Raw genomic sequence first — 20,890 nt, forward strand, 5'->3', positions numbered from 1 at the left:
CACCCCTGATAAAATTTTCAGAATATAATTAGTCATTCTAAAGTATAGGTCAATCTGATACAATCATTAATTTTTCAGGCGAATGGCCTGCGAGAAAAAGCAGACAGATGCGGAATTTCCTCAAACAAATGATTTGAGGGCAATAGCTGCATGTTTAATAGTTATTGATTATGCGTTCTCTCTTACCCCTTTAGACAAAATATTCATTTTCTCTTTTTTAGACTTAAATCTATGTCGAAAATGATCGTTTGACATATCTTATACTATCCTCACTAAGGAGGTGGCAATATGGGTTACTCAAATGGATATGGCAGCTCCTTCGCTTTGATCGTGGTGCTATTCATTTTGTTAATCATTGTTGGAACTTCTTTCTTCGGTGGTTATTAAGTGTAACTTTGCCTAACTCCTCCGTGTGTGAGCACCTCCTGTTCGACAGACGCCATAAGAAGTTTTTATGGCGTTTTTGCTGTGTAATTACGACTCATACCTGAGAACGTTTCTGAACTAGGAAAATATGTATTAAATTCGTGTTTAGACATAAAAAAAGACCCTCCGTTTTGAAGGGATTATAGGAATCATCGTTTTTCAGGTTTGAAAACGATCTGAAGCAATATGAAATGTGTTTTAGGTTTGATTCTCTGTAAAGTCAGTACCGAAACCACATACTAAAACAAGTAATAACCTCAGGGATAAGGCATACCTTCTTTTTAAAAGTCATACAGGCATTCTCCCCTTTGAATTTGTGTTTGAGTCTGAAACATTTTCTGATGATATACATAGGATGTTTCAAATTCTTTTGAGTTTGCGTAAGCAGCTGCGGTCTCAAAGGCAATGTCTTCAATATACGAATAGTTCTTATTCTTCTCTAAGTATTCTATGATTTGGTTCACTCCATGTTGATCCACCGCATCGACGTAAAGAGCTTTTAAATAACTCTGTAACTTTGCGAAAAGCTCATCACCTTGATAAAGAGCTGCCGACAACCCTTTCTTACTTATTTGGATAGCTTCATTCATTTTCCCTTGTTTAAAAAGGATTTTCGCATAGGAAAATAAAGAATGTTGCAAGTTTGAGAGCTTTTCTTTTTCTGTTATCTCCACAGCTTGCTTCATGAATACTTCCGCTTGCTCGTAATCGCCACTGTCCGCAAAATTCGTGCCTAAATTATATAGCGCAGAACTAATCAACCTCTTGTTATTCAATTCCTTAGATAACTCTAATGCCTTTTCAAGATGCGGCTGGCTTTTCTCATAACGTTTAAAATCAGTATAATTCCCTGAGATCACAAACATACACTGAACTTTTCGCACCTTATAAAGTTCATATTGATTATAAATATCCAACGCTTGTTTAACGTGATGCATAGACACATGACTTTGCTTCATACCATAATATGCTTCAGCTAACTTAAAATGAAACTCTGCTCTTTCGATCTCATCAGGGACATGTATAAGCTGCTTCTCCGCTTCTCTATAATAGTAGATAGCTTTCATGTATTGTTTTTTATCAAACTCGTACATTCCTCGGAAAAACAAAGAATAATACGACAACAGGCCAGATATGCCTTTATTTGAAACCTCAATTTTTTCAAGAAGTTCGTCAATAGTTGGTCTTATACGTGTTGTTACGGGTTCCAAATAATCTAGCATGAGTTGATGCCGAAATTTCATAAGAGAGAAGTAAATAAGCAAATACTCATTTTCTTCCATCTGATTGATCTCCTGCTCCACCTCAGCCTTTAAAATCTCTGCATCCGGGACACTAAATTGACGTATCATTTTATACCATTCATTGATCTTAACGCCAACTTCTGACGATGATAAAACCGGATTCACAAGACCCCTCCTTATGTACTCTCTTATGTAACATTCTAACATTTCCAAAAATATGTATGACCGCAAAAAAACCGCAAACTTTTTCATGCTGCTCCTCTTATCAAACTCTTTGTAACAACGTCATAATCTATAGTTGAAAAAACATAATAAAGACACTTGAAATCTATATCTGTTTATCGATTACACTAGAGGAAAGCTTAAAAAGAAAGGTTGATGGGTTTGAATTTATTATATTTAGTAACAGCACTTGTCATATCAGTATTGTTAAATGTAATTTTATGTACTCAGCTAGGAAAGTTCAGAACAAGCCGAACTTCCAAATGGAAAGAAGGTATGGGAATTAACACTCCATTCGCTGCATTAGTTTGGGCTTTCCTTGCTATAACTATTGTTTTGAGTCTTATAGGCTTATTGGCTGGTGTTAGTAATTGATAAAAGGAGGAAATAAAGGAATAATTCGAGATACTTTAAAAATATCGCCGGTAGCTAGACACGTTTCATAGACCTCTAAGTGATATGGCTGATTTAGAAAAAATGATTGCCGGATACAGAGTCTAGTATTGGAGTCGGGAAGGTAAATGAATGCCCTTGATCATCTTACTATTGTAAAAATCAATTTTTCACACGAATGAATTCCGGCTTTAAAAAAATGAAGCGTTGAAGCGGTACGTTGAATGTCTTGCAGAGGCGCGTCCGGCCAGTTCCCGAAATGCGTGTTCTCAGACAAAAATAAATAATGGGAGGAGTCAAGCTGCGTAACGGCTGTGACAGCTTTGCCTGAATGAAGGCAGTCCCTCACTCTATCAAAGTGCCGTCTTTTTTCCTGAGTGATTCGCTCCGCATGAATATGAATTACGCCGTTGCATCCGGCTCCCATGCCCCAGGACATATCGTCCTCCGCCCGCATGTCATAGGGAATCAGCACTGACGTCAGCTGATCTCCCAGCTCACTGATTCTGTGGCGTAAATCTTCTTCCACACACCCGCCGCTCAGCAGGCCGACCCGTTCGCCATTTTTCCTAAAGAGCATAGAGGCACCTGCTTTTTCGATATGCGGAGCCTTCAACTTGAACAATTGTCGCCAGCACAGCCTCATCCCGATCTTCCTGAAGCGCATCTAATATTATCTGCAAATTTCCCAATGCGGCATCCTCCTCTCAAAAATCGCTGGAAGAAACAACAAGTTCAGCGTGATTTTATAGGTAACTTGTATAAAGAGTAGCTGATGGAAGAAAAAATGACTCATGCTTCGTCAGAAAATGCAACACAGGGAAAGACGATTTGTAAAAAGAGTCAAACGAAGAAAACAGATTGGAGAAAAAGCGAAATCTTATCGCTAAAAAAGCTTGCGGCATTCCGCAAGCTTTTCTTTATACCGCTGTCTGACAGCCAGCGTTTTCATACACATCAAGCGCCGCTTGGAGCGCTTTTCCTGCTTCGATCCCTGCGCCATGCCTCAGCAGCACAGCCTCTAACCCGGCAAGCACGAACAGCACGTTTTCTTTTCTGCAGCTGTAGCCCATCGTGCCGATTCTCCAGATTTTTCCCGCCAGCGGACCGAATGAGCTGGCGATTTCGATGCCGAATTGCGCCAAAAGCATATGCCGGACAGACTCGCCGTCAATGCCGCCGGGGATTTCTATACAGGTGACAACAGGCATTTTGCAGCTGTCATCTCCAAAAAGCTTCAGCCCCATTGCCTTAATCCCTGCTGCTAATGCAGCCTCATGGTGGCGATGCCGCTCAAAGCGGGCTTCAAGACCTTCTTCAAGCGTCAGCCTGACACCCTCACGCAAGGCGTACAGCATTGTCGTTGCTTCAGTATGATGATTGAGCCGTCTTTCACTCCAATAATCCTCAAGCTGGCTCAAATCAAAATAATTGCTTGTGATCGGCCGGTTCCCCGAAAGCGTTCCCCTGTCAGCTTGCGTCGCAATCCCACGCTCCACCTTTTTTCGAGCCGCAATCACATCCGCCACCCGCTCATTATATGTAATTGGTGCCATTCCCGATGGAACAGACAAGCACTTTTGCGTGCCGCCGATGGCCGCGTCAATCTTCCAATCATCGACTTTGACCTCGCAGCCGCCAATCGTCGCAACTGCATCGACGATGAGCAATGCATCCTGGGCCCGGCAGGCTTCGCCGATTGCTTCCAGCGGGTGAACCCGCCCTGTCGATGTTTCCCCATGCACCATCGCCACGATTTTCGGTTTCACTTTTTTCATTTCCCGTATGATGTCCTGCGGGTCAAAAACCGTTCCCCACTCACACTCAAGCGTATGAACATTTGCTCCATACCGCTCGGCAATTTCAGTCAGCAAATAACCGAAGCGCCCGTAAATGGGGATGAGCACTTCATCTTCCGACTCAATCACACTCGCCAGCACCGCTTCGATTCCCGCCCGTGAAGTGCCGTCAATCGGGTATGCCCAGCGGTTTTTCGTTTGAAACAGCTCCCGGAGCATTTCCATCGTTTCATTCATGATACCTGTAAACGCTGGATCGAATTGGCCGACAACCGGGGTGCTCATCACTCTTAAGACACGCGGATCTACCTCCACAGGTCCCGGCGTCATAATCGTTCTTAACGGGGTGCATAATTCTTTTCTGCCTGACACAGCCATTCCTCCCTTTATCAGTAAGCCAGTCTGTATAATAAATCAGCCAATGCGCGGACGCCGTTCTCAAGCTGTCTGGCTGAGGTATATTCCTTCGGTGAGTGGCTGATGCCGCCGCGGCTTGGCACGAACAGCATACAAGCCGGATAGCGTCTTCCGATCATTTGCGCGTCATGCCCTGCTCCGCTCACCATTTCTTCACAGCTGAGACCGTTTTCTGCCGCTGATTCAAGAGCCGCAGCCTTCAGCCTTTCGTCCATTGGCACAGGCTCTATCCGCATATATTCATCATTTATGGCACGAATCCCTTTTTGATGGCAAATGCCGTTGATCAAAGCAGCCATGTCATTATGAAATTGCTCCAGCACGTGCTGATGCTGATGGCGAATATCGATTGAAAACTGCACGCGGCCCGGTATGACATTGGCCACATTGGGCTCCGCCGTAATTTTCCCGCATGTCAGACGGAGCTCATCCGGCTGCTCATCCGACCGCAGCAGCAGCTCATGAATGATACGGCTGCTAGCTGCAAGGGGATCCTTGCGCCATTTCATAGAGGTTGTTCCCGCGTGATTGCATTCCCCCTCCAGCGTGACGAGATATCGCCTCTGCCCCGCAATACTTGTCACAACGCCGAGATCCCGGCCTGACATTTCCAATGTCTGACCCTGTTCAATGTGAAGCTCGACAAAGGCGCTGATATCTGTCCTGCAGGCTGCCTGATACTCACCTTTACCAAAACCGCACTCATACATCGCTGTTTGCAGAGAAACACCTGATTCGTCTCTCGGTTCTTCTGCATCATGTACAGAAAAAACACCAGTCAGATTCCCCGATCCCCAATAGGTCATTGGAAAACGGCTGCCCTCCTCCTCACATAAGGAGACCGCTTCAAGTGTTTTTTTCGGTGCTCCGTACGTTTCTTTGAGCTGCTTGATCGCGAGCATTGCCGCAAGAACGCCATAGGCGCCGTCATACTTTCCTCCATTGAGGACGGTATCGATATGTGAACCGGTTAAAATGACCTCATCCGGAGACTGGGTGCCCGAAAGCCTTCCAAACACATTGCCGACATCGTCGAATCTTGTTTCAAGCCCGAATGCCGACATTTCCGCCTTCACGGCAAGCTGCGCATCCATCCATTCGTTTGTATACAAAAGCCTCGTCACGCCGCCGTCCGCGGATGTGCCGTATTGGGCGAGCCATTCAATATAATCAGTAATGCTGTTTTTGACTGAAAGCTTCTGCTTTTCCATGTACTCCCCCCTCTGGCCGTTATGGTGACTTCATTATAGAAGGAGGAACACGGATAGTTCATTGGCAGATTAACCAAAAAAACGTTTATTTTTTAGTCACAATATCTATCCAGCAGCATAACCGCCAGAAAATACTCTACCTCTCAGGGCTGTTTTCATGTAAAGTCAAAAGAAAACACAATAAGGTAGAGAGCCAATATGCAAAAACGAGGCCTAAAGATATTGGAACAGTGGATATCCGCCTCCTCCAAAGGGACTAATTTACAATTTTAATGAAAAATATACAAAATAACACTTCTATCCTTTATTTCAATTTTAGATAATAGACATGATCTGATAAAAGGAGGGCAAGTGATGACCAAAATAGCAAGGTTTCTGCCGCTCGTCTTTGTATTACTGATTTCCGGATGGTTTGCGCCCGCCGCCTCAGCAAGCACGCAAACCGCACTGAGCCTGAATGAACGATTGGCTTCTTCCTATTCAGAAACCGGGGGGCTTCTCTCATTAGCCGCTCCCGCTGCACCCTACGCTGACACAGATACCTATTATGAAGGGGCTGAAGGAAAGTCAGGTGAATCGCTAAAAAGCGCCCTGCACCGCATCATCAGCGGACACACGACGCTGTCATACAGCGAAGTATGGAACGCGCTGAAAGAAACCGATGAAGACCCAAAAAACCGAAATAACGTCATCCTGCTCTATACGAATGAATCGCGGTCGAAAAACCTGAATGGCGGCAATGTCGGCGATTGGAACCGCGAGCACGTTTGGGCGAAATCCCATGGTAATTTTGGCACAAGCAAGGGGCCTGGCACCGACATTCACCATTTGCGCCCGGCTGATGTCCAAGTCAACAGCGCCAGAGGAAATATGGATTTTGACAACGGCGGCACAGAACATGCCAAAGCACCCGGAAATTATTATGACGGAGACTCATGGGAGCCCCGCGATGATGTGAAAGGCGATGTCGCCCGCATGCTGTTTTACATGGCAGTCCGTTACGAAGGTAATGACGGGTACCCTGATCTTGAACTGAATGATAAAACAGGCAACGGCTCCGCCCCTTATCACGGAAAACAATCTGTCCTCCTCGAATGGAATAGGCAGGATCCGGTTGACGACCGCGAGCGGAAAAGAAATGAAATCATTTATGAGAAATATCAGCACAACCGCAATCCTTTTATCGACCATCCTGAATGGGCCGACGACATTTGGCCGTAAGAAAAAGGTGCTCCGCAACAGGAGCACCTTTCTTAATACACAGCTTTTTCCGTTTCCGCATCGAAAAAGACGACTTGATCCATTTTCACCGCCAGCTGGATCGAATCGCCTGCGGCGATTCGCGTGTTTCCGTCCATGCGGACCGTGAGCCGCTCGTCCCCAGCCGTGACATGCACAATCAGCTCCGCTCCCAAGTTTTCATTCACTTCCGCCTTCGCTTTAAACACTGCATCAAACAACTGATCATGTCCCGTCGATTGTGTCATATGTTCTGGCCTTACGCCGGCAATCATCTGTTCTCCGGCATATCCCTTTTCCTTAAGCCGCTTCGCTTTTTCTTCAGGAATATGAAGCCGGATCGAAGGGTTTATGAAAAACAGCTCGCCATGCCGCTCTTCTATCACGCCTTTCAGAAAGTTCATTCCCGGGGAGCCGATGAAGCCTGCGACAAACAGATTCGCCGGGTAATGATAAATGTCATGAGGTTTCGCCACTTGCTGGATTTCCCCTTCATTCATCACCACAATCCGATCGCCCATCGTCATCGCTTCGGTCTGGTCATGCGTGACATAAATGACGGTTGCCTCTAAACGCTGGTGCAGCTTGCTGATTTCTGTCCGCATTGTCACTCTCAGCTTTGCGTCCAGATTCGAAAGCGGCTCATCCATTAAAAAGACCTTCGGCTCCCTCACAATCGATCTGCCAAGCGCCACCCTTTGCCGCTGCCCGCCGGAGAGTGCCTTCGGTTTTCTCTTCAGCAAATGTTCAATCTCTAAAATTCTGGCTGCCGCATGAACCCGCTCTGTAATTTCCTGTTTCGGCATCTTTCTGAGCTTTAATCCAAACGCCATATTATCAAAAACCGTCATATGCGGATAAAGCGCGTAGTTTTGGAATACCATCGCAATATCACGTTCTTTCGGCGGAAGATCATTGACCCGTTCCCCATCAATGAGGAGGTGGCCTTCAGAGATGCTCTCCAGTCCCGCCACCATCCGCAGCGTGGTCGATTTTCCGCATCCTGACGGCCCCACCAGCACCAAAAGCTCCTTATCCTTTACATCTAAATCAAAGTCCTTCACCGTTAATTGAGAGTGATATACTTTTTTGACATGCTCAAATGTTAATGAAGCCATCAGACATTCCCCCTATCTTTTGATCTGTTATTTCGTCACTGGAAACAACCCAGTCTTTCTGTTATTTTTAGAGTAATCGATTCCCATTTTTGCTATATTTCTAAAATAAAAAATGTAAATTTGTATTATAACGTCATAATACATTATAATATGAATAATAGGTTCAAAGGAGGCTACCTTTTGTTAAACAACGGAAGTTCTACACCTTTATACATTCAGCTAAAACAAATCATCACCGATGACATCAAAAAGGGCGTATATTCCCCAACCGCCAAGCTGCCTACCGAAAGCGAGCTTTGCAGCAAATATCATGTCAGCCGCATTACCGTCAGGAAAGCCATTCTCGATTTAGTCGAAGAAGGCTATCTTATCAGGCAGCAAGGAAAGGGAACGTTCGTTAAAAGCCCTAAATTAAAACGGGAGCTAATCGCAGTAAACGGCTACTCGGAATTTATGGAATCAACCGGCAAAAAACCGAAGCATCAGGTGCTGTCCCATGAAATCATTCCGGCGGCAAAACCCATTGCCGAAAAGCTGCAAATCAATCCCGAGAGCCCTGTCGTTGAATTAAAACGGATTTTATATAACGATGACCAGCCGCTCACCTTTGAAGTGACGCATTATCCGCTCGATTTGTTTCCCGGCATTGATACCTTTATAGCTGACGGCGTGTCCATGCATGATATTTTAAAGCAGCAGTATCAAGTCGTTCCTGCTCACAATACGAAACTATTAAACGTTGTATATGCCCAGCAGGAGGAAAGCAAATACCTGGATTGCGATATCGGGGATGCGCTGTTTGAAATCGATAAAACAGCTTTTACATCAAACGACCAACCAATCTACTGCTCACTGTTTTTGATGCACACAAACCGTGTCACTTTTACCATCAACAGCCCCTACACATAATCGGCATAAAAAACGAGACACTGCTTATAGTATTCTCGTTTTTTCACTGCTTCCCCCATCCTCCAAGCGAAAAGGATGGCCGTAGCCGAATGCCCCGTACACGCCGCATGTTCTCGCAGCCGTTTCCGCCGCTTGGCGCAAAGCGTGCGTGATGTCCCGCTTCTCGCAAAAAGCAGTCAAAAAGCCCGCTATAAAAGAATCTCCCGCTCCAAGTGTATCTATTATATCAGTTTCAACAATCGGCTGATGATAGATTCGGTCTCCCGCAGACAAGATCGCTCCTTGGCCCCCGCGGGTCATACAAACGATTTTAGCTCCGTACCCATGAGCTGCTTTGGCAAGCTCACCGCACTCCGACTCACTCAAATCACTTCCTGAAAAAAACGCATGCGTCACATAAGGACAAACCTTCCTCAAATAATCATCCTCCCGATTGGTTGAAAAATCAAAGGAGACCGGGATCAGGCCGCACAGCTGCGGAAGGTCGTTCTCAAGCTTGCTGTACACACTTGTATGCAGCAGATCATGCCCGCTGACAAAGGCTAGATCTTTCTCCTGAAACACAAGACGGAGCCGGGACTGAATGCCGCCTTTATTTGATCTGACAAAGATCCGTTCCCCCTGTTCATCAAGGGTGACAATCGCCATGCCGTTTTCTCCGTGCGCCTGGCGGATATAATCCGCGTTGACCTGCTCCAATTTCAGTACATTCAACAGATGCGCCGCGGCTTCATCATTGCCGACGATTCCGATATAGGAAGCCTCATGCCCGAGCCGTTTGGCAAGCACAGCGACGTTCAAGGCATTTCCTCCCGGGTAGAACGTTTCTTGGTCCTGATAGTAATCGACAACATTATCTCCAACCGCAATCAATTTCATTGTGCTTCCTCCTTTATCCTTTTACACTTCCGCTTGCAATCCCGCGGACAAAATATTTTTGCATCAATAAAAATAGAATCACAATCGGCGCGGCTGAAATCGTTAATCCCGCCAACAGGACGCCCCAATCCGTCTGCAGCGCGTCTCTGAACTGCATCAGCCCCGCTGGAATGGTCCGCAAATTCTCATCATCTATGAAAATAATCGCAAACATAAACTCATTCCACGTATGGTAAGCCGTCAAAATGCCGGATGTCACCAAAATCGGCACACTCATCGGTAAGAAAATTCTGAAAAATACACCGAAACTCGTACACCCATCTAAATAAGCCGCCTCCTCCAATTCTTTAGAAATAGAAAGAAAATAAGAGCGGATCAAAATGATGGTGAACGGGATCCGATAAGCCGCATACGGCAAGATCAAAGCCCAATACGTGTTGTAAAGCCCCAGCGACTGAATAATAGAATAAAGCGGCACAAGACTGACCTGCGGCGTCAGCATCAAACCGCCAAGACAAAGCACCAAAAAGAATCCTTTTCCTTTAAACTCAAACCGGGAAAGACCGTACGCCGCCCATGCACTGATCAAGACAGTGATTACACACGTAAGCGCCGTGACGATGACACTGTTCATAAAATAAGAAGAAATCCCCTGATTCCAGGCGGACACAAAATTTTCCGGATGCCACGAAGACGGCAGCGACCAGCTGTGCTCAAAAATATCGTCCGAGTTTTTAAAAGCACTCATCACCATCCATAAAAGCGGATAGGCAATCGCAATCAGATAAAGAAACAGGAAAATCCATACAGACGTTTCTCCGATGTACCATTTCCGTCTAGGTTTTCTTTTCGTCTCAATATGCCGGTCAGGCACAGGCTCCAATCTGAACGAATCTGTCTTCTTCTGAGACAGCATCTCTTACTCCTCCTTCCCGGTTTTAAAGAGCTTCATTTGCATGAGCGACAATGTGAGTGTAATGATTAACACCACGGTGGCAATCGCTGATGCATAGCCCATCATATCCTTTGTAAAGGCGCTTTTATATAAAAACGTGCTTAAGACTTCAGAAGCGTTTCCCGGCCCGCCGCCTGTCAATATGTACGGTTCATTAAATACCGTAAAGGCCCCGGTCAGCGTCATGACCACCGCAACAAAAGACATCTCTTTCGTCTGGGGAATGGTAATGTGAAAAAACTGCTGAATTTTTCCCGCGCCGTCAAGACGCGCCGCTTCATACAGTTCATCCGGTATTTTTTGAATCGACACAATGTACAGCATCGCAATATAACCGACAGATTGCCATTGAGACACAAAAATGACAGACAGCATAGCCGTATTGTTATCACCGAGCCAAGCCCTCGTCAGCTGATCAAGACCGACCGCCTGAAGCAGCTGATTCAAAAGCCCCGTCTCAGGGTTGTAAATAAAATCAAACAAAAGCGCGATCACCGTCATTGAGATGACAACCGGCAAAAAGAAAACGGTGCGAAAAAACGGCGACCATTTTCTGACCAGCTTATCCTCAAGCACCGCCGCCAAAATCAAACCGCCAAATACCTGGCATACAATAGAAATCACTGCGTAAAGCACATTGTTGGTAAGTGCCTGATAGAAGACAGGATCATGAAATAATTCAACATAGTTTTTCAATCCGATAAACGTTTTTTCCGGAGAAAAAGAGCTCCATTGAAACAGGCTGAGGAAGACATTCTCAAAAATCGGGATATAAACGAAAAGTAAAAAAACGAGAGCAGGCACCAAAAACAAATAGGGGATTATTTTATTCTGATTGACCAAGGATATCTCATCTCCTTTATAAAAAGAAAAGGTGCGAAGTTTCACCTTTTCTTTGATTTATTCAGCTGACGCCCTCACTTGCTTCGCTGCTTTTTGAACGGCTTTCATCACCTGCTCCGGTGTCATGTCGCCGCCGAGCATTTGCTGGACGCTCGTTAAGTACGCATCTGCGATTTCAACATCGACATCCATATCAAACCATGGCACCATTGATTTGGCATCAACAATTTGCCGAACCGCTTCACGCTGAATGGCTGTAGAATTTTCTTCAGTAGCCGTTCCTTGCACCGCACTGTATTTGCCGGCGTCTTTGACGAGCTTTTCACCCATTTTTTTCGACGTCAGAAACTGCAAAAATGCCACTGCTTCCTTCGGATGTTTTGTTTTCGAGGCAATCATGAACCCTTCCGGCGCTCCCGTTAACGCTTCTGATGATCCTTTTTGCCCGCTGATATCAGGGAATGGGAACATCCCCAGATTCACTGGTTCAACCAGCTTGATTTCCGCTGTTTCCGCATATATCATCGCCGACTTTCCACTCTTAAATTGCTGTCTCACATATTCGTGGTCAACGGAGTTTACATGTTTATTGAAGTAAGGCATCAGCTCCTGAAGCTTTTCAAGTGCTTTTACATAGCCTTCATCAGTAAATTCACCCGTTTTGGCGTTATAGTCCTTTTCTCGCGTTTTTTCATCAACCATCCGCTGATTGAGCGTACCGATATAGTGCGAGATTGTCCAAGTCGCCTTTGTTCCGAAGCTGATCGGTGTGTAGCCACCTTCTTGCAGCTTCTTTGATACATCGATGAATTCGTCCCATGTCTTCGGGGGATCAAGGTTCAGCTTTTGAAAAATGTCTTTATTATAGAAGAATGATTTAGCGTCCATTTGCCAAGGCACGCCATATTGCTTGTTTTCATAAGTAAATGGTGTAACTTGCGAATGAACGAGCTGTGATGACCAATCTGTATCGTTTTTGTAGTAGGACGAAAGATCAAGTGCCTTATTGCCTCTGATGAATTTAAAAGCAAATTCGTCACTCCAAGAGAAGTAAATGTCAGGAGGGCTGGTGGTTCCCAGCATAACCTTAATTTTATCTTTATAAGAGTCATTCAAAACAGCTTCAATTTGTATGTCGATATCCGGATGTTCTTTTTCAAATGCCTTAACAACCTCTTCAAAATAACTTTTTTCCGGTTCCTTCGGCCATCTGTGGAAAAATTTCAATGTCACCTTTCCGTCCGCTGAACTGCCCTGGCTCGAACAGCCCGCAATAGTGAGCATACTGACAGCTGCAATGATCAAAAACAACAACATTTTCTTCAAAGGGTTGGCCTCCTCTGGACATTAGACTATAATGTTATATAACATTATAGTCTAATGCATAATGGTTCCGCATGTTCAGATCAATACTCAACTTTCCACATGTATCTTCTATGAGATAAAGGATGATGTCTCGCCTCTGCCAGCGCGTCCGCATAGCTTCTCAGCACACGGTTGAGAACGAGCGGCGCAAGATAGCCTTTAACTGAATCGTCAATTGCAGTGAAATCGTAAGATGCAGCATCAAGCACAGTGAGCTTTTTGCCATACTTTTTCGAGAAGGTAAGCGCCCGCTCTTCAAGAGGTCTAGTTTCATCTAAACCGAGCAGGATGATAAACGGCACGGATTCATCAATAATTTCAAACGGTCCGTGAAAATATTCTCCGGCATGAATGGCGTGGGAATGAATCCATTGCATTTCCATGAGAATGCAGATGCTGTAGGAGTAAGCGACACCGTAGTTTGCACCGCTTGCCATTGTATAAATAATGCTTTCTTTTTCATGAGCTTTTGCGAATTGCTGCGCGTTGTCAGCTTCCTGCTTCAGGGCTTCATCATACACAGCCTGTAATTGATCTAAGCCTTCAATTGCTTGTTCAAAGATCGTATTGTTTTCTAATACTTGCAGGGTGCCGAAAACGATTTGGTACAGAACGCCATAGTTCGTATTAATCGCCAGTGCCTCATCACCCCATTCGTACTGGGCAACATATTGCGCTTTCTGCGCTAAAGGAGACTCCGGCTTATACGTCATCGCAATCGTAAGTGCGCCTTTGCTCCTCGCAAACGCAGCAGCTTTGACTGTTTCCGGGGTATTTCCCGAGTGTGAACACAAAATGACAAGAGACTTTTCACCAAGCTGAACGGGGTTGCGTTGAATAAATTCGTTCGAGCTGTAAAGGTCGGAGTTGATTGATTTTGACTCTCTGTCAAACACATATTTACTCGGATACATAATGGCCGAAGAGCCTCCGCATGCGACAAAAAATACATGGTCAATGGTTTTCCCTTTCAAATCCTGCAAGAAAGCTTGAACCTCACGATTTACTTTTGCTGTGGCCTGACTCAAATCCTTCACTCCCTATTTTTATTATATAACGTTATATAACATTATATATTGTTATATTAAAGTCCGGAGTTAGGATTGTCAATATTATTTTCTGAAATTTCTCAATAATTTAATTAGATATAATATGGAAAAATGTCCAAATCAAAAGCCAGAACTTAACATAAGCTCTGGCTTCGTTGTGCAATCCGCAGACTGACGTCTTATTTAAAAAATACCTTGTCTATATTGTACTTCGAGTGCTGTGTATTGATGATATACGTTTCGTAAATTTCTCTATCCATAGGTTCTTCGACGACACATACTTCAATTTTATATACTTCGTCTCTGTGCTTTTTAATTGGTGATACAGTGTCTTCAAAATGTTTCTTGATTCTTTGTCTTAACTTTCTAGCCTTGCCGACAAAAAGCAGCTCATCGTGAATGTTATAAAACATGAAGATGCCGCCTTTATCTCTTGGTATCTGGTGAAAGTCGATGAATCCGTAAATCGCCTTTATTTTCGGCTCGTTATCATTAGCTGACTGCTGTCGTTCGGTGATGGTGACATTCGGTGCGGGTATATCAATTTTTATCAAAATCAGTTCACGTCCTCTTTTTCATTAAAGATAAATGCTAACACAGACAGAAAAGAAAAGCTAGAACAGCTTTATACGATTTGTTTGTTATGCTTTTACTTATTATGCAACGCTCCGGCTGGATTATAAGGGCTAAGGTCTATTTCTGTCTGCTTTCCGAGAACTAGCTTTGCGAGCTCTGAACCCAAGAAAGGCCCCATCGTTAATCCCGAAGCGCCTAAACCATTAGCGGCGTAAAGCCCTTGAACATCCGGCACAGCGCCGACAACCGGGAGAAATCCCGGTGTAAACGGCCTGAAGCCCACTCTTGTTTCCGTAGTAGTACTGTCAGCAAGGCCCGGCGCTACTGCAAGCGCTTTGCTTAAGACTTCATGCTGTCCTCCGGCTGTTACACGCAGATCATCTAGATCGGCCTCATTTTCATGGGTGGCGCCTGCTACAATTCTGCCGTCCTCAAACGAAAGAATATACTGATCATTCGGCGGCATCACCACCGGCCACGATCCGGTATCGGCACCCGGGATTTCAAAGTGCATAATCTGCGCTTTCTGAAAGGACACTTGAAAATAAATGCCCAGAGGCTTCATCAATTCATTGGCCCATGCCCCCGCCGCCACAATCACAGCGTCAGCCGCAAACTGCTGTGTGTCTGTTTGCACGCCGGTGACCGTTCCGTTTTCAAAAAGCAGGGACGCATTTCCTTTGATGATCTTTGCGCCGCGTTTCTCTGCAGCGCTTAAAAGTGACCGGCACAGCGCTCTCCCGTTCACACGGGCGGCACCGCTGATATGAACCGATTCATAGCCATCAGCTAAAAGCGGAAACAGCTTTTTCGTTTCACTTGCGGACAAGCGGGTAATGCCGCCGATCTCCGGCGCATCCTCCCGTCTCTTATACGCCCGCTCCTCCATCTTATCAAGCTTTGACGCATCAGTATGAATACTGATGGCACCGACACGCTTATATCCTGTGTCCGTTTCTCCGTCTTCCTCCAATTGATGGATTAAATCTTTATAGTAACGTGCTCCTCCCTTAGCAAGCCGATACCAATCCTGATTGCGGCGCTGTGAGAGCCAAGGACAGACGATCCCGGCCGCCGCATCAGTCGCTTGTCCAGGTTCCTTCCGGTCAATCACCGTGACCCGGGCACCCAATTTGACAAGATGATAAGCAGCCGACGCGCCGAGAATCCCTGCGCCGACGATGATGTACGATTTCATATGCAAACACCTTTTCTATTATAATCTCTATTCATTTTACCAAATCGAGTGCTTTCCTTCGACCTTTTGCCCTAATGGGGAAAAACCGCGAAGTCCGTCCAATCTCTTTACTCTCCTATCGAATATCCTGTCACTATCAATAGAGAAAGGATGATACCATGAGCGAAAATCGTCATGAAAATGAGGAAAACAGACGCGATGCAGCTGTTGCAAACGTCCAAAACAGCGGTAATGCAAAAGTCGTGGTCAACGTGAATACTGATCAGGATCAGGCGCAGGCACAAGACGGGGATGAGTAATGAACGAAAATATTATTCCAATCAACAGACATGCTCAAGACATGCCCGCTACTGAATCCGCGATCAAAAATAGCGGCAACTCAGAGGTTCATATCGATATTCACATTGATACAATGCCGATCGCCTTTGCCCTTTTATGCTCTGCATTAGCGGCTAAGCAGATGTCAAAAGAGGAATTTGACACGGCTTATAATCAATTACGAGAGATGAACAATGGATCTCACAACGGTACATCTGTAAAGCAAGTCATCAATCAGGAGAATGAAGAGTAGAAACCGCGCGGCCCCTCGGCCTGCGGTTTTCTTCTGCATACAAAAAGGACGCAACTGAAAACCAGTCACGCCCTTTTTCATGAAACAATTAACCGATTGAACCTTCCATTTCGAACTTAATCAAACGGTTCATTTCAACTGCGTATTCCATTGGAAGCTCTTTTGTGAATGGCTCGATGAAGCCCATGACGATCATTTCTGTCGCTTCTTCTTCGGAAATGCCGCGGCTCATCAAGTAGAAGAGCTGCTCTTCAGATACTTTAGACACTTTCGCTTCGTGCTCCAATGAAATGTTATCATTTAAGATTTCATTGTAAGGAATGGTGTCAGAAGTTGATTTGTTATCCATAATGAGCGTATCGCACTCGATGTTAGAACGGGCGCCTTCCGCTTTGCGTCCGAAGTGGACGATTCCGCGGTATGTTACTTTTCCGCCTTGTTTTGAAATCGATTTTGATACGATTGTGGATGATGTGTTTGGTGCAAGGTGAACCATTTTCGCACCCGCATCCTGATGCTGGCCTTTACCCGCAAGAGCGATAGAAAGCGTCATACCGCGCGCGCCTTCGCCTTTTAGGATACAAGCCGGATATTTCATTGTCAGTTTAGAACCGATGTTGCCGTCGATCCATTCCATTGTTGCGTTTTCTTCACAGACCGTACGCTTCGTTACAAGGTTGTAAACGTTGTTCGCCCAGTTTTGGATCGTTGTATAACGGCAGTAGCCGCCTTTTTTCACGATGATCTCAACAACCGCACTGTGAAGTGAGTTTGTTGTGTAGACAGGCGCAGTACAGCCTTCAACATAATGAACGCTTGCTTCTTCGTCGACGATGATCAGCGTACGTTCGAACTGTCCCATGTTTTCAGAGTTGATACGGAAGTAAGCTTGAAGCGGTGTTTCAACCTTCACGCCTTTAGGCACGTAGATGAAAGATCCGCCGGACCAAACAGCTGAGTTAAGCGCCGCAAACTTGTTATCAGTCGGCGGGATCACTTTTGCCCAGTGCTCACGGAAGATATCTTCGTTTTCTTTCAGCGCGCTGTCAGTGTCTTTAAAGACGATGCCCTGCGCTTCAAGATCTTCTTTCATATTGTGGTATACAACCTCAGATTCGTACTGAGCAGAAACACCCGCAAGGTATTTTTGTTCAGCTTCAGGAATACCAAGTTTGTCAAATGTTTGCTTAATTTCGTCAGGCACTTCATCCCAAGAACGCTCTGAACGCTCAGACGGTTTTACGTAGTACGTAATTTCGTCAAAGTTCAGTGAGTTTAAGTCTCCGCCCCATTGAGGCATCGGCATGTTGTAGAAATGCTCAAGTGATTTCAAGCGGAAATCAAGCATCCATTGAGGCTCTTCTTTCATGCGAGAAATTTCTTCTACGATTTCTTTTGTCAATCCGCGCTCTGAACGGAAAATGGAAACGTCCTTGTCGTGAAAACCATACTTGTATTCACCAATATCAGGCATTTTTTTAGCCATCCATTTTCACTCCAATCCTTTTAATTGCCGCCTTCTTCTTTTGCGACTCCTTTTTCAAGTGCTTTCCATGACAGGGTTGCACATTTGATACGGGCCGGGAATTTTGAAACGCCTTGAAGAGCTTCAATATCCCCGAGATCTATAGAATCATCATATTCATTCCCTTGCATCATATCCGAGAAAATCTTAGACATGGAAAGGGCTGTTTCGATATCTTTCCCTTTAATCGCCTGAGTCATCATCGAAGCGGATGCCATTGAAATGGAACAGCCTTCCCCTTCAAATTTCGCATCTTCCACGATGTCTCCGTCAAGCTTCATTGTCAGCCTGATTCGGTCGCCGCATGTCGGATTGTTCATATCCACGACGATGCTGTCATTCAAAACCCCTTTGTTGCGCGGGTTTTTGTAATGATCCATAATCACCTGTCTGTACAATGTATCTAAGTTTGCATTAAAAGACATTTGTAAAATACTCCTTTGTCTTTTGAAGAGCTTCCACAAGCTTATCAATCTCTTCCTCTGTATTATACAGATAAAAGCTTGCTCTTGCAGTAGCAGTTACATCCAGCCATTTCATCAGCGGCTGCGCGCAGTGATGGCCCGCTCTGACAGCGATCCCTTCCGCATCAAGTACGGTTGCCACATCATGAGGATGAACATCATCAAGATTAAATGTGACAAGCCCTGCACGCTCTTCCGGCCCGTAAACCGTTACGCCGTCAAGCTGGCGGAAGCGTTCAAGCGCATAAGCTGCAAGCTTGTGCTCGTGGCGGGAAATCTCATCGAGACCGATTTCCTCGAGAAAATCAATTGCGGCGCCAAGGCCGATTGCTCCTGCAATAATCGGCGTACCCGCTTCGAATTTCCACGGAAGCTCTTTCCAAGTTGATTCATAAAGCCCGACAAAGTCGATCATTTCACCGCCGAATTCGGCAGGCTCCATGTTTTCCAGCAGGGCTTTCTTTCCGTACAGCACACCAATACCGGTAGGTCCGCACATTTTATGGGAAGAAAGCGCAAAGAAGTCGCAATCGAGATCATGCACGTCAATTTTCATGTGAGGCGTGCTTTGCGCACCGTCCACCACAATAACAGCCCCATTGTCATGAGCGATTTTCGCCATGTCTTTAATCGGGTTGATCGTACCGAGAACGTTAGATACATGGGACACTGCAACAATCTTTGTATTGCTTGTGACAGTCGTTCTTACGTCATCCAAAGAAATCGTTCCGTCTTCCTGCAGCGGAATATATTTTAATGTGGCGCCAGTCGCTTTGACAGCCTGCTGCCACGGAATGATATTCGCATGATGCTCCATGTAGGTGATGACCACTTCATCACCCGGTTTCAGGTTGGCGCGCGCATAGCTTAACGCCACCATATTCAGTGCTGTGGTCGTGCCTTTTGTGAAAATAATCTCAGCCATTGACTTCGCGTTAATAAACTTGCGGACTTTTTCACGCGCTCCTTCATAACCGTCTGTCGCTCTGGTTCCAAGTGTATGGACGCCCCGGTGAACATTGGAATTGTATTGATTATAATACTTATCCAGTGTTTCAATGACAGCACGCGGCTTTTGGGAAGTCGCCGCGCTGTCGAGATAAACGAGATCATGTCCGTTCACTTGCTGATGAAGGATCGGGAACTGTTCACGAATATCCGTGATATTCATTACTTTACTTTCCTTTCGATAACAGAAACCAATTGTTTCTTAACGCCCTCAATCGGAAGTTCGTTTACTACCGGCGCAAGGAATCCGTAGATGACTAAGCGTTCTGCTTCTTCTTTCGCAATTCCGCGGCTCATCAGGTAGTAAAGCTGAATAGGGTCAACACGGCCGACAGATGCCGCATGTCCTGCAGTTACATCGTCTTCGTCAATTAAAAGAATAGGGTTTGCGTCTCCGCGTGCTTTTTCACTGAGCATCAGCACACGTGATTCTTGCTCTGCATTCGCTTTAGAAGCGCCATGTTCGATTTTGCCGATTCCGTTAAAGATAGAAGAAGCGGAATCCTTCATCACACCGTGCTTTAAGATATATCCTTCTGAAGCTTTACCGAAATGGATGATTTGTGTTGTAAAGTTTTGTGTTTGCTCTCCTCTACCGACAACAACTGTTTTTGTATCGCCGTATGTGCCGTCACCGTAAAGGTTTGTTGTGTTTTCGGAAATCGTGTCGCCGTCGTTCATAAGACCGAGAGCCCACTCAATTTTGCTGTCGCGCCCGCGCGCAGCACCGCGGCGGTTAACATAAGTTGTCACACCGCTGGACAGATTATCCACCGCACCGTATGTCACGCTGGCATTATCACCTGTGATGACCTCACTGATCATATTGAAGACAGCGTCTTTCGGGTTTACAGTGCTGATGTAGTTTTCAACATACGTTACAGAGCTGTGATCTTCAGCCACAATCAGCACGTGGTTGAAGAGAGCCGTATCGTTGCTTTCGTGGACATAAACAGCCTGAACCGGCGTCTCCACCTGGACATTTTTCGGAACATAAAGGAATGCTCCTCCGTTAACAAGAGCCGCGTGAAGCGCAGTTAATTTATGCTCATCAACCTTCACGCCGTCCTTCATAAAGTATTTCTCCACCAAGTCGGTGTGCTCGCGTGCGGCAGTCAGAATATCAGTGAAGATGACGCCTTTGTCTTTCAATTCTTGAGAAAGAGAAAGGTATGCCGGCGTCTGGTCACGCTGTACGTATAATGTTTTATCTTCGTTTTCAACATCGATCAGCGCTTTTACTTCATCAGTCAAATCTTCCAATGAAGAAAGCGGTTCGTTATCAACTGTATGCTTCGCAAAATTCGTGAAGTTCCAGTTTGTGATTTTTGTTTTGTCAGGCTTCGGCATCGGCAGATCCTCAGCTTGTTCAAGAGCCTGTAAGCGCAGGTCTTTCAGCCAGGCAGGTTCTTGATGCTTTTCGGAAAAGCTTTTGAGATACTCCTGATCTACGGATAGTTTTGTATCTAGTGTCATGTT

General features: G+C 45.4%; 20 protein-coding genes and 1 pseudogene. 5 read left to right on the forward strand and 16 right to left on the reverse strand.

From position 1 onward, the window contains the following. Positions 1-288 precede the first annotated feature (288 nt). Positions 289-387, forward strand: a complete 99-nt coding sequence (locus ABZM97_RS16790; RefSeq protein WP_032732263.1) for a YjcZ family sporulation protein — start codon at positions 289-291, stop codon at positions 385-387. Between the two features lie 320 nt (positions 388-707). Here the strand turns inward: ABZM97_RS16790 and ABZM97_RS16795 are convergent, their stop codons facing one another. The 4 genes and pseudogenes from ABZM97_RS16795 to allC all read right to left on the reverse strand — a co-directional run bounded on the left by ABZM97_RS16795 (position 708) and on the right by allC (position 5,712). After that, positions 708-1,835: a Rap family tetratricopeptide repeat protein gene (locus ABZM97_RS16795; RefSeq protein WP_253268555.1), complete on the reverse strand. Its 1,128-nt coding sequence runs from the start codon at positions 1,833-1,835 to the stop codon at positions 708-710. Positions 1,836-2,484: 649 nt separating this feature from the next. After that, positions 2,485-2,977 (reverse strand): annotated as a pseudogene (locus tag ABZM97_RS16800) (XdhC family protein); the annotation flags it as partial. A gap of 228 nt (positions 2,978-3,205) precedes the next feature. Next, positions 3,206-4,456: a (S)-ureidoglycine--glyoxylate transaminase gene (pucG, locus tag ABZM97_RS16805; RefSeq protein WP_253268556.1), complete on the reverse strand. Its 1,251-nt coding sequence runs from the start codon at positions 4,454-4,456 to the stop codon at positions 3,206-3,208. Between the two features lie 17 nt (positions 4,457-4,473). Then, positions 4,474-5,712, reverse strand: coding sequence for an allantoate deiminase (allC, locus tag ABZM97_RS16810; protein WP_087991050.1), 1,239 nt, complete (start codon positions 5,710-5,712; stop codon positions 4,474-4,476). 354 nt (positions 5,713-6,066) lie between these two features. Between allC and ABZM97_RS16815 the strand changes: the two genes are divergently transcribed. Continuing rightward, positions 6,067-6,933: an endonuclease I family protein gene (locus tag ABZM97_RS16815; protein WP_253268557.1), complete on the forward strand. Its 867-nt coding sequence runs from the start codon at positions 6,067-6,069 to the stop codon at positions 6,931-6,933. Positions 6,934-6,965: 32 nt separating this feature from the next. On the opposite strand, the gene ABZM97_RS16820 is transcribed toward ABZM97_RS16815, so the two are convergent. Further along, on the reverse strand, positions 6,966-8,069 hold the full coding sequence (locus ABZM97_RS16820; protein WP_253268558.1) for an ABC transporter ATP-binding protein: 1,104 nt from the start codon (positions 8,067-8,069) through the stop codon (positions 6,966-6,968). Between the two features lie 180 nt (positions 8,070-8,249). Between ABZM97_RS16820 and frlR the strand changes: the two genes are divergently transcribed. Next, entirely contained in the window at positions 8,250-8,978 is a 729-nt protein-coding gene (gene frlR, locus ABZM97_RS16825) for a transcriptional regulator FrlR (protein ID WP_148964033.1), read from the forward strand. Between the two features lie 24 nt (positions 8,979-9,002). Here frlR and ABZM97_RS16830 read toward each other — a convergent pair whose 3' ends face one another. The 7 genes from ABZM97_RS16830 to ABZM97_RS16860 all read right to left on the reverse strand — a co-directional run bounded on the left by ABZM97_RS16830 (position 9,003) and on the right by ABZM97_RS16860 (position 15,843). Beyond that, a complete protein-coding gene (locus ABZM97_RS16830) occupies positions 9,003-9,857 on the reverse strand; it encodes a fructoselysine 6-kinase (RefSeq protein ID WP_087991054.1) in 855 nt (284 codons plus the stop codon). 13 nt (positions 9,858-9,870) lie between these two features. Next, the gene (locus tag ABZM97_RS16835) at positions 9,871-10,773 is read right to left on the reverse strand and encodes a carbohydrate ABC transporter permease (RefSeq protein ID WP_202328109.1); all 903 of its coding nucleotides are present in this window, start codon (positions 10,771-10,773) and stop codon (positions 9,871-9,873) included. A 3-nt stretch (positions 10,774-10,776) separates the two neighbouring features. Continuing rightward, a complete protein-coding gene (locus ABZM97_RS16840; protein WP_087991056.1) occupies positions 10,777-11,655 on the reverse strand; it encodes a carbohydrate ABC transporter permease in 879 nt (292 codons plus the stop codon). Between the two features lie 57 nt (positions 11,656-11,712). Next, positions 11,713-12,981, reverse strand: coding sequence for an ABC transporter substrate-binding protein (locus ABZM97_RS16845; RefSeq protein ID WP_202328108.1), 1,269 nt, complete (start codon positions 12,979-12,981; stop codon positions 11,713-11,715). An 80-nt stretch (positions 12,982-13,061) separates the two neighbouring features. Further along, positions 13,062-14,048, reverse strand: coding sequence for a fructosamine deglycase FrlB (frlB, locus tag ABZM97_RS16850; protein ID WP_202328107.1), 987 nt, complete (start codon positions 14,046-14,048; stop codon positions 13,062-13,064). 200 nt (positions 14,049-14,248) lie between these two features. After that, positions 14,249-14,623 (reverse strand): nucleotide excision repair endonuclease, encoded by a 375-nt coding sequence (locus ABZM97_RS16855; protein ID WP_087991059.1) that lies wholly within the window; start codon positions 14,621-14,623, stop codon positions 14,249-14,251. A gap of 95 nt (positions 14,624-14,718) precedes the next feature. Beyond that, positions 14,719-15,843, reverse strand: a complete 1,125-nt coding sequence (locus ABZM97_RS16860) for an FAD-binding oxidoreductase (protein WP_087991060.1) — start codon at positions 15,841-15,843, stop codon at positions 14,719-14,721. A 158-nt stretch (positions 15,844-16,001) separates the two neighbouring features. Between ABZM97_RS16860 and ABZM97_RS16865 the strand changes: the two genes are divergently transcribed. Then, a complete protein-coding gene (locus ABZM97_RS16865) occupies positions 16,002-16,142 on the forward strand; it encodes a spore protein (protein WP_202328106.1) in 141 nt (46 codons plus the stop codon). Then, positions 16,142-16,414 (forward strand): hypothetical protein, encoded by a 273-nt coding sequence (locus ABZM97_RS16870; RefSeq protein ID WP_087991062.1) that lies wholly within the window; start codon positions 16,142-16,144, stop codon positions 16,412-16,414. Before ABZM97_RS16865 ends, ABZM97_RS16870 begins: the two co-directional genes overlap by 1 nt. A gap of 88 nt (positions 16,415-16,502) precedes the next feature. On the opposite strand, the gene sufB is transcribed toward ABZM97_RS16870, so the two are convergent. The 4 genes from sufB to sufD are packed head-to-tail and all read right to left on the reverse strand — an operon-like array spanning position 16,503 to position 20,887. Further along, positions 16,503-17,900, reverse strand: coding sequence for a Fe-S cluster assembly protein SufB (gene sufB, locus ABZM97_RS16875; protein WP_087991063.1), 1,398 nt, complete (start codon positions 17,898-17,900; stop codon positions 16,503-16,505). Between the two features lie 20 nt (positions 17,901-17,920). Then, entirely contained in the window at positions 17,921-18,364 is a 444-nt protein-coding gene (sufU, locus tag ABZM97_RS16880; RefSeq protein WP_019715645.1) for a Fe-S cluster assembly sulfur transfer protein SufU, read from the reverse strand. Further along, positions 18,354-19,574 carry a cysteine desulfurase SufS gene (sufS, locus tag ABZM97_RS16885; RefSeq protein ID WP_367387003.1) on the reverse strand — a complete coding sequence of 407 codons (1,221 nt, stop codon included), beginning with the start codon at positions 19,572-19,574 and terminating at the stop codon, positions 18,354-18,356. The genes sufU and sufS overlap by 11 nt, the downstream gene beginning before the upstream one ends. Continuing rightward, on the reverse strand, positions 19,574-20,887 hold the full coding sequence (gene sufD, locus ABZM97_RS16890) for a Fe-S cluster assembly protein SufD (RefSeq protein ID WP_202328069.1): 1,314 nt from the start codon (positions 20,885-20,887) through the stop codon (positions 19,574-19,576). Before sufD ends, sufS begins: the two co-directional genes overlap by 1 nt. Positions 20,888-20,890: the final 3 nt, after the last annotated feature.

It is taken from the genome of Bacillus vallismortis (assembly GCF_040784915.1).
Taxonomy (GTDB): Bacteria; Bacillota; Bacilli; order Bacillales; family Bacillaceae; genus Bacillus; species Bacillus subtilis_G.

Bases quoted from the DNA above. Each gene is read 5' to 3' on its own strand.
- ABZM97_RS16860 (WP_087991060.1), bottom strand. From the start codon at position 15,843: ATGAAATCGTACATCATCGTCGGCGCAGGGATTCTCGGCGCGTCGGCT.
- ABZM97_RS16865 (WP_202328106.1), top strand. From the start codon at position 16,002: ATGAGCGAAAATCGTCATGAAAATGAGGAAAACAGACGCGATGCAGCT.
- ABZM97_RS16830 (WP_087991054.1), bottom strand. From the start codon at position 9,857: ATGAAATTGATTGCGGTTGGAGATAATGTTGTCGATTACTATCAGGAC.
- ABZM97_RS16820 (WP_253268558.1), bottom strand. From the start codon at position 8,069: ATGGCTTCATTAACATTTGAGCATGTCAAAAAAGTATATCACTCTCAA.
- sufD (WP_202328069.1), bottom strand. From the start codon at position 20,887: ATGACACTAGATACAAAACTATCCGTAGATCAGGAGTATCTCAAAAGC.
- ABZM97_RS16870 (WP_087991062.1), top strand. From the start codon at position 16,142: ATGAACGAAAATATTATTCCAATCAACAGACATGCTCAAGACATGCCC.
- ABZM97_RS16815 (WP_253268557.1), top strand. From the start codon at position 6,067: ATGACCAAAATAGCAAGGTTTCTGCCGCTCGTCTTTGTATTACTGATT.
- allC (WP_087991050.1), bottom strand. From the start codon at position 5,712: ATGGAAAAGCAGAAGCTTTCAGTCAAAAACAGCATTACTGATTATATT.
- ABZM97_RS16835 (WP_202328109.1), bottom strand. From the start codon at position 10,773: ATGCTGTCTCAGAAGAAGACAGATTCGTTCAGATTGGAGCCTGTGCCT.
- sufB (WP_087991063.1), bottom strand. From the start codon at position 17,900: ATGGCTAAAAAAATGCCTGATATTGGTGAATACAAGTATGGTTTTCAC.
- ABZM97_RS16790 (WP_032732263.1), top strand. From the start codon at position 289: ATGGGTTACTCAAATGGATATGGCAGCTCCTTCGCTTTGATCGTGGTG.
- sufU (WP_019715645.1), bottom strand. From the start codon at position 18,364: ATGTCTTTTAATGCAAACTTAGATACATTGTACAGACAGGTGATTATG.
- sufS (WP_367387003.1), bottom strand. From the start codon at position 19,574: ATGAATATCACGGATATTCGTGAACAGTTCCCGATCCTTCATCAGCAA.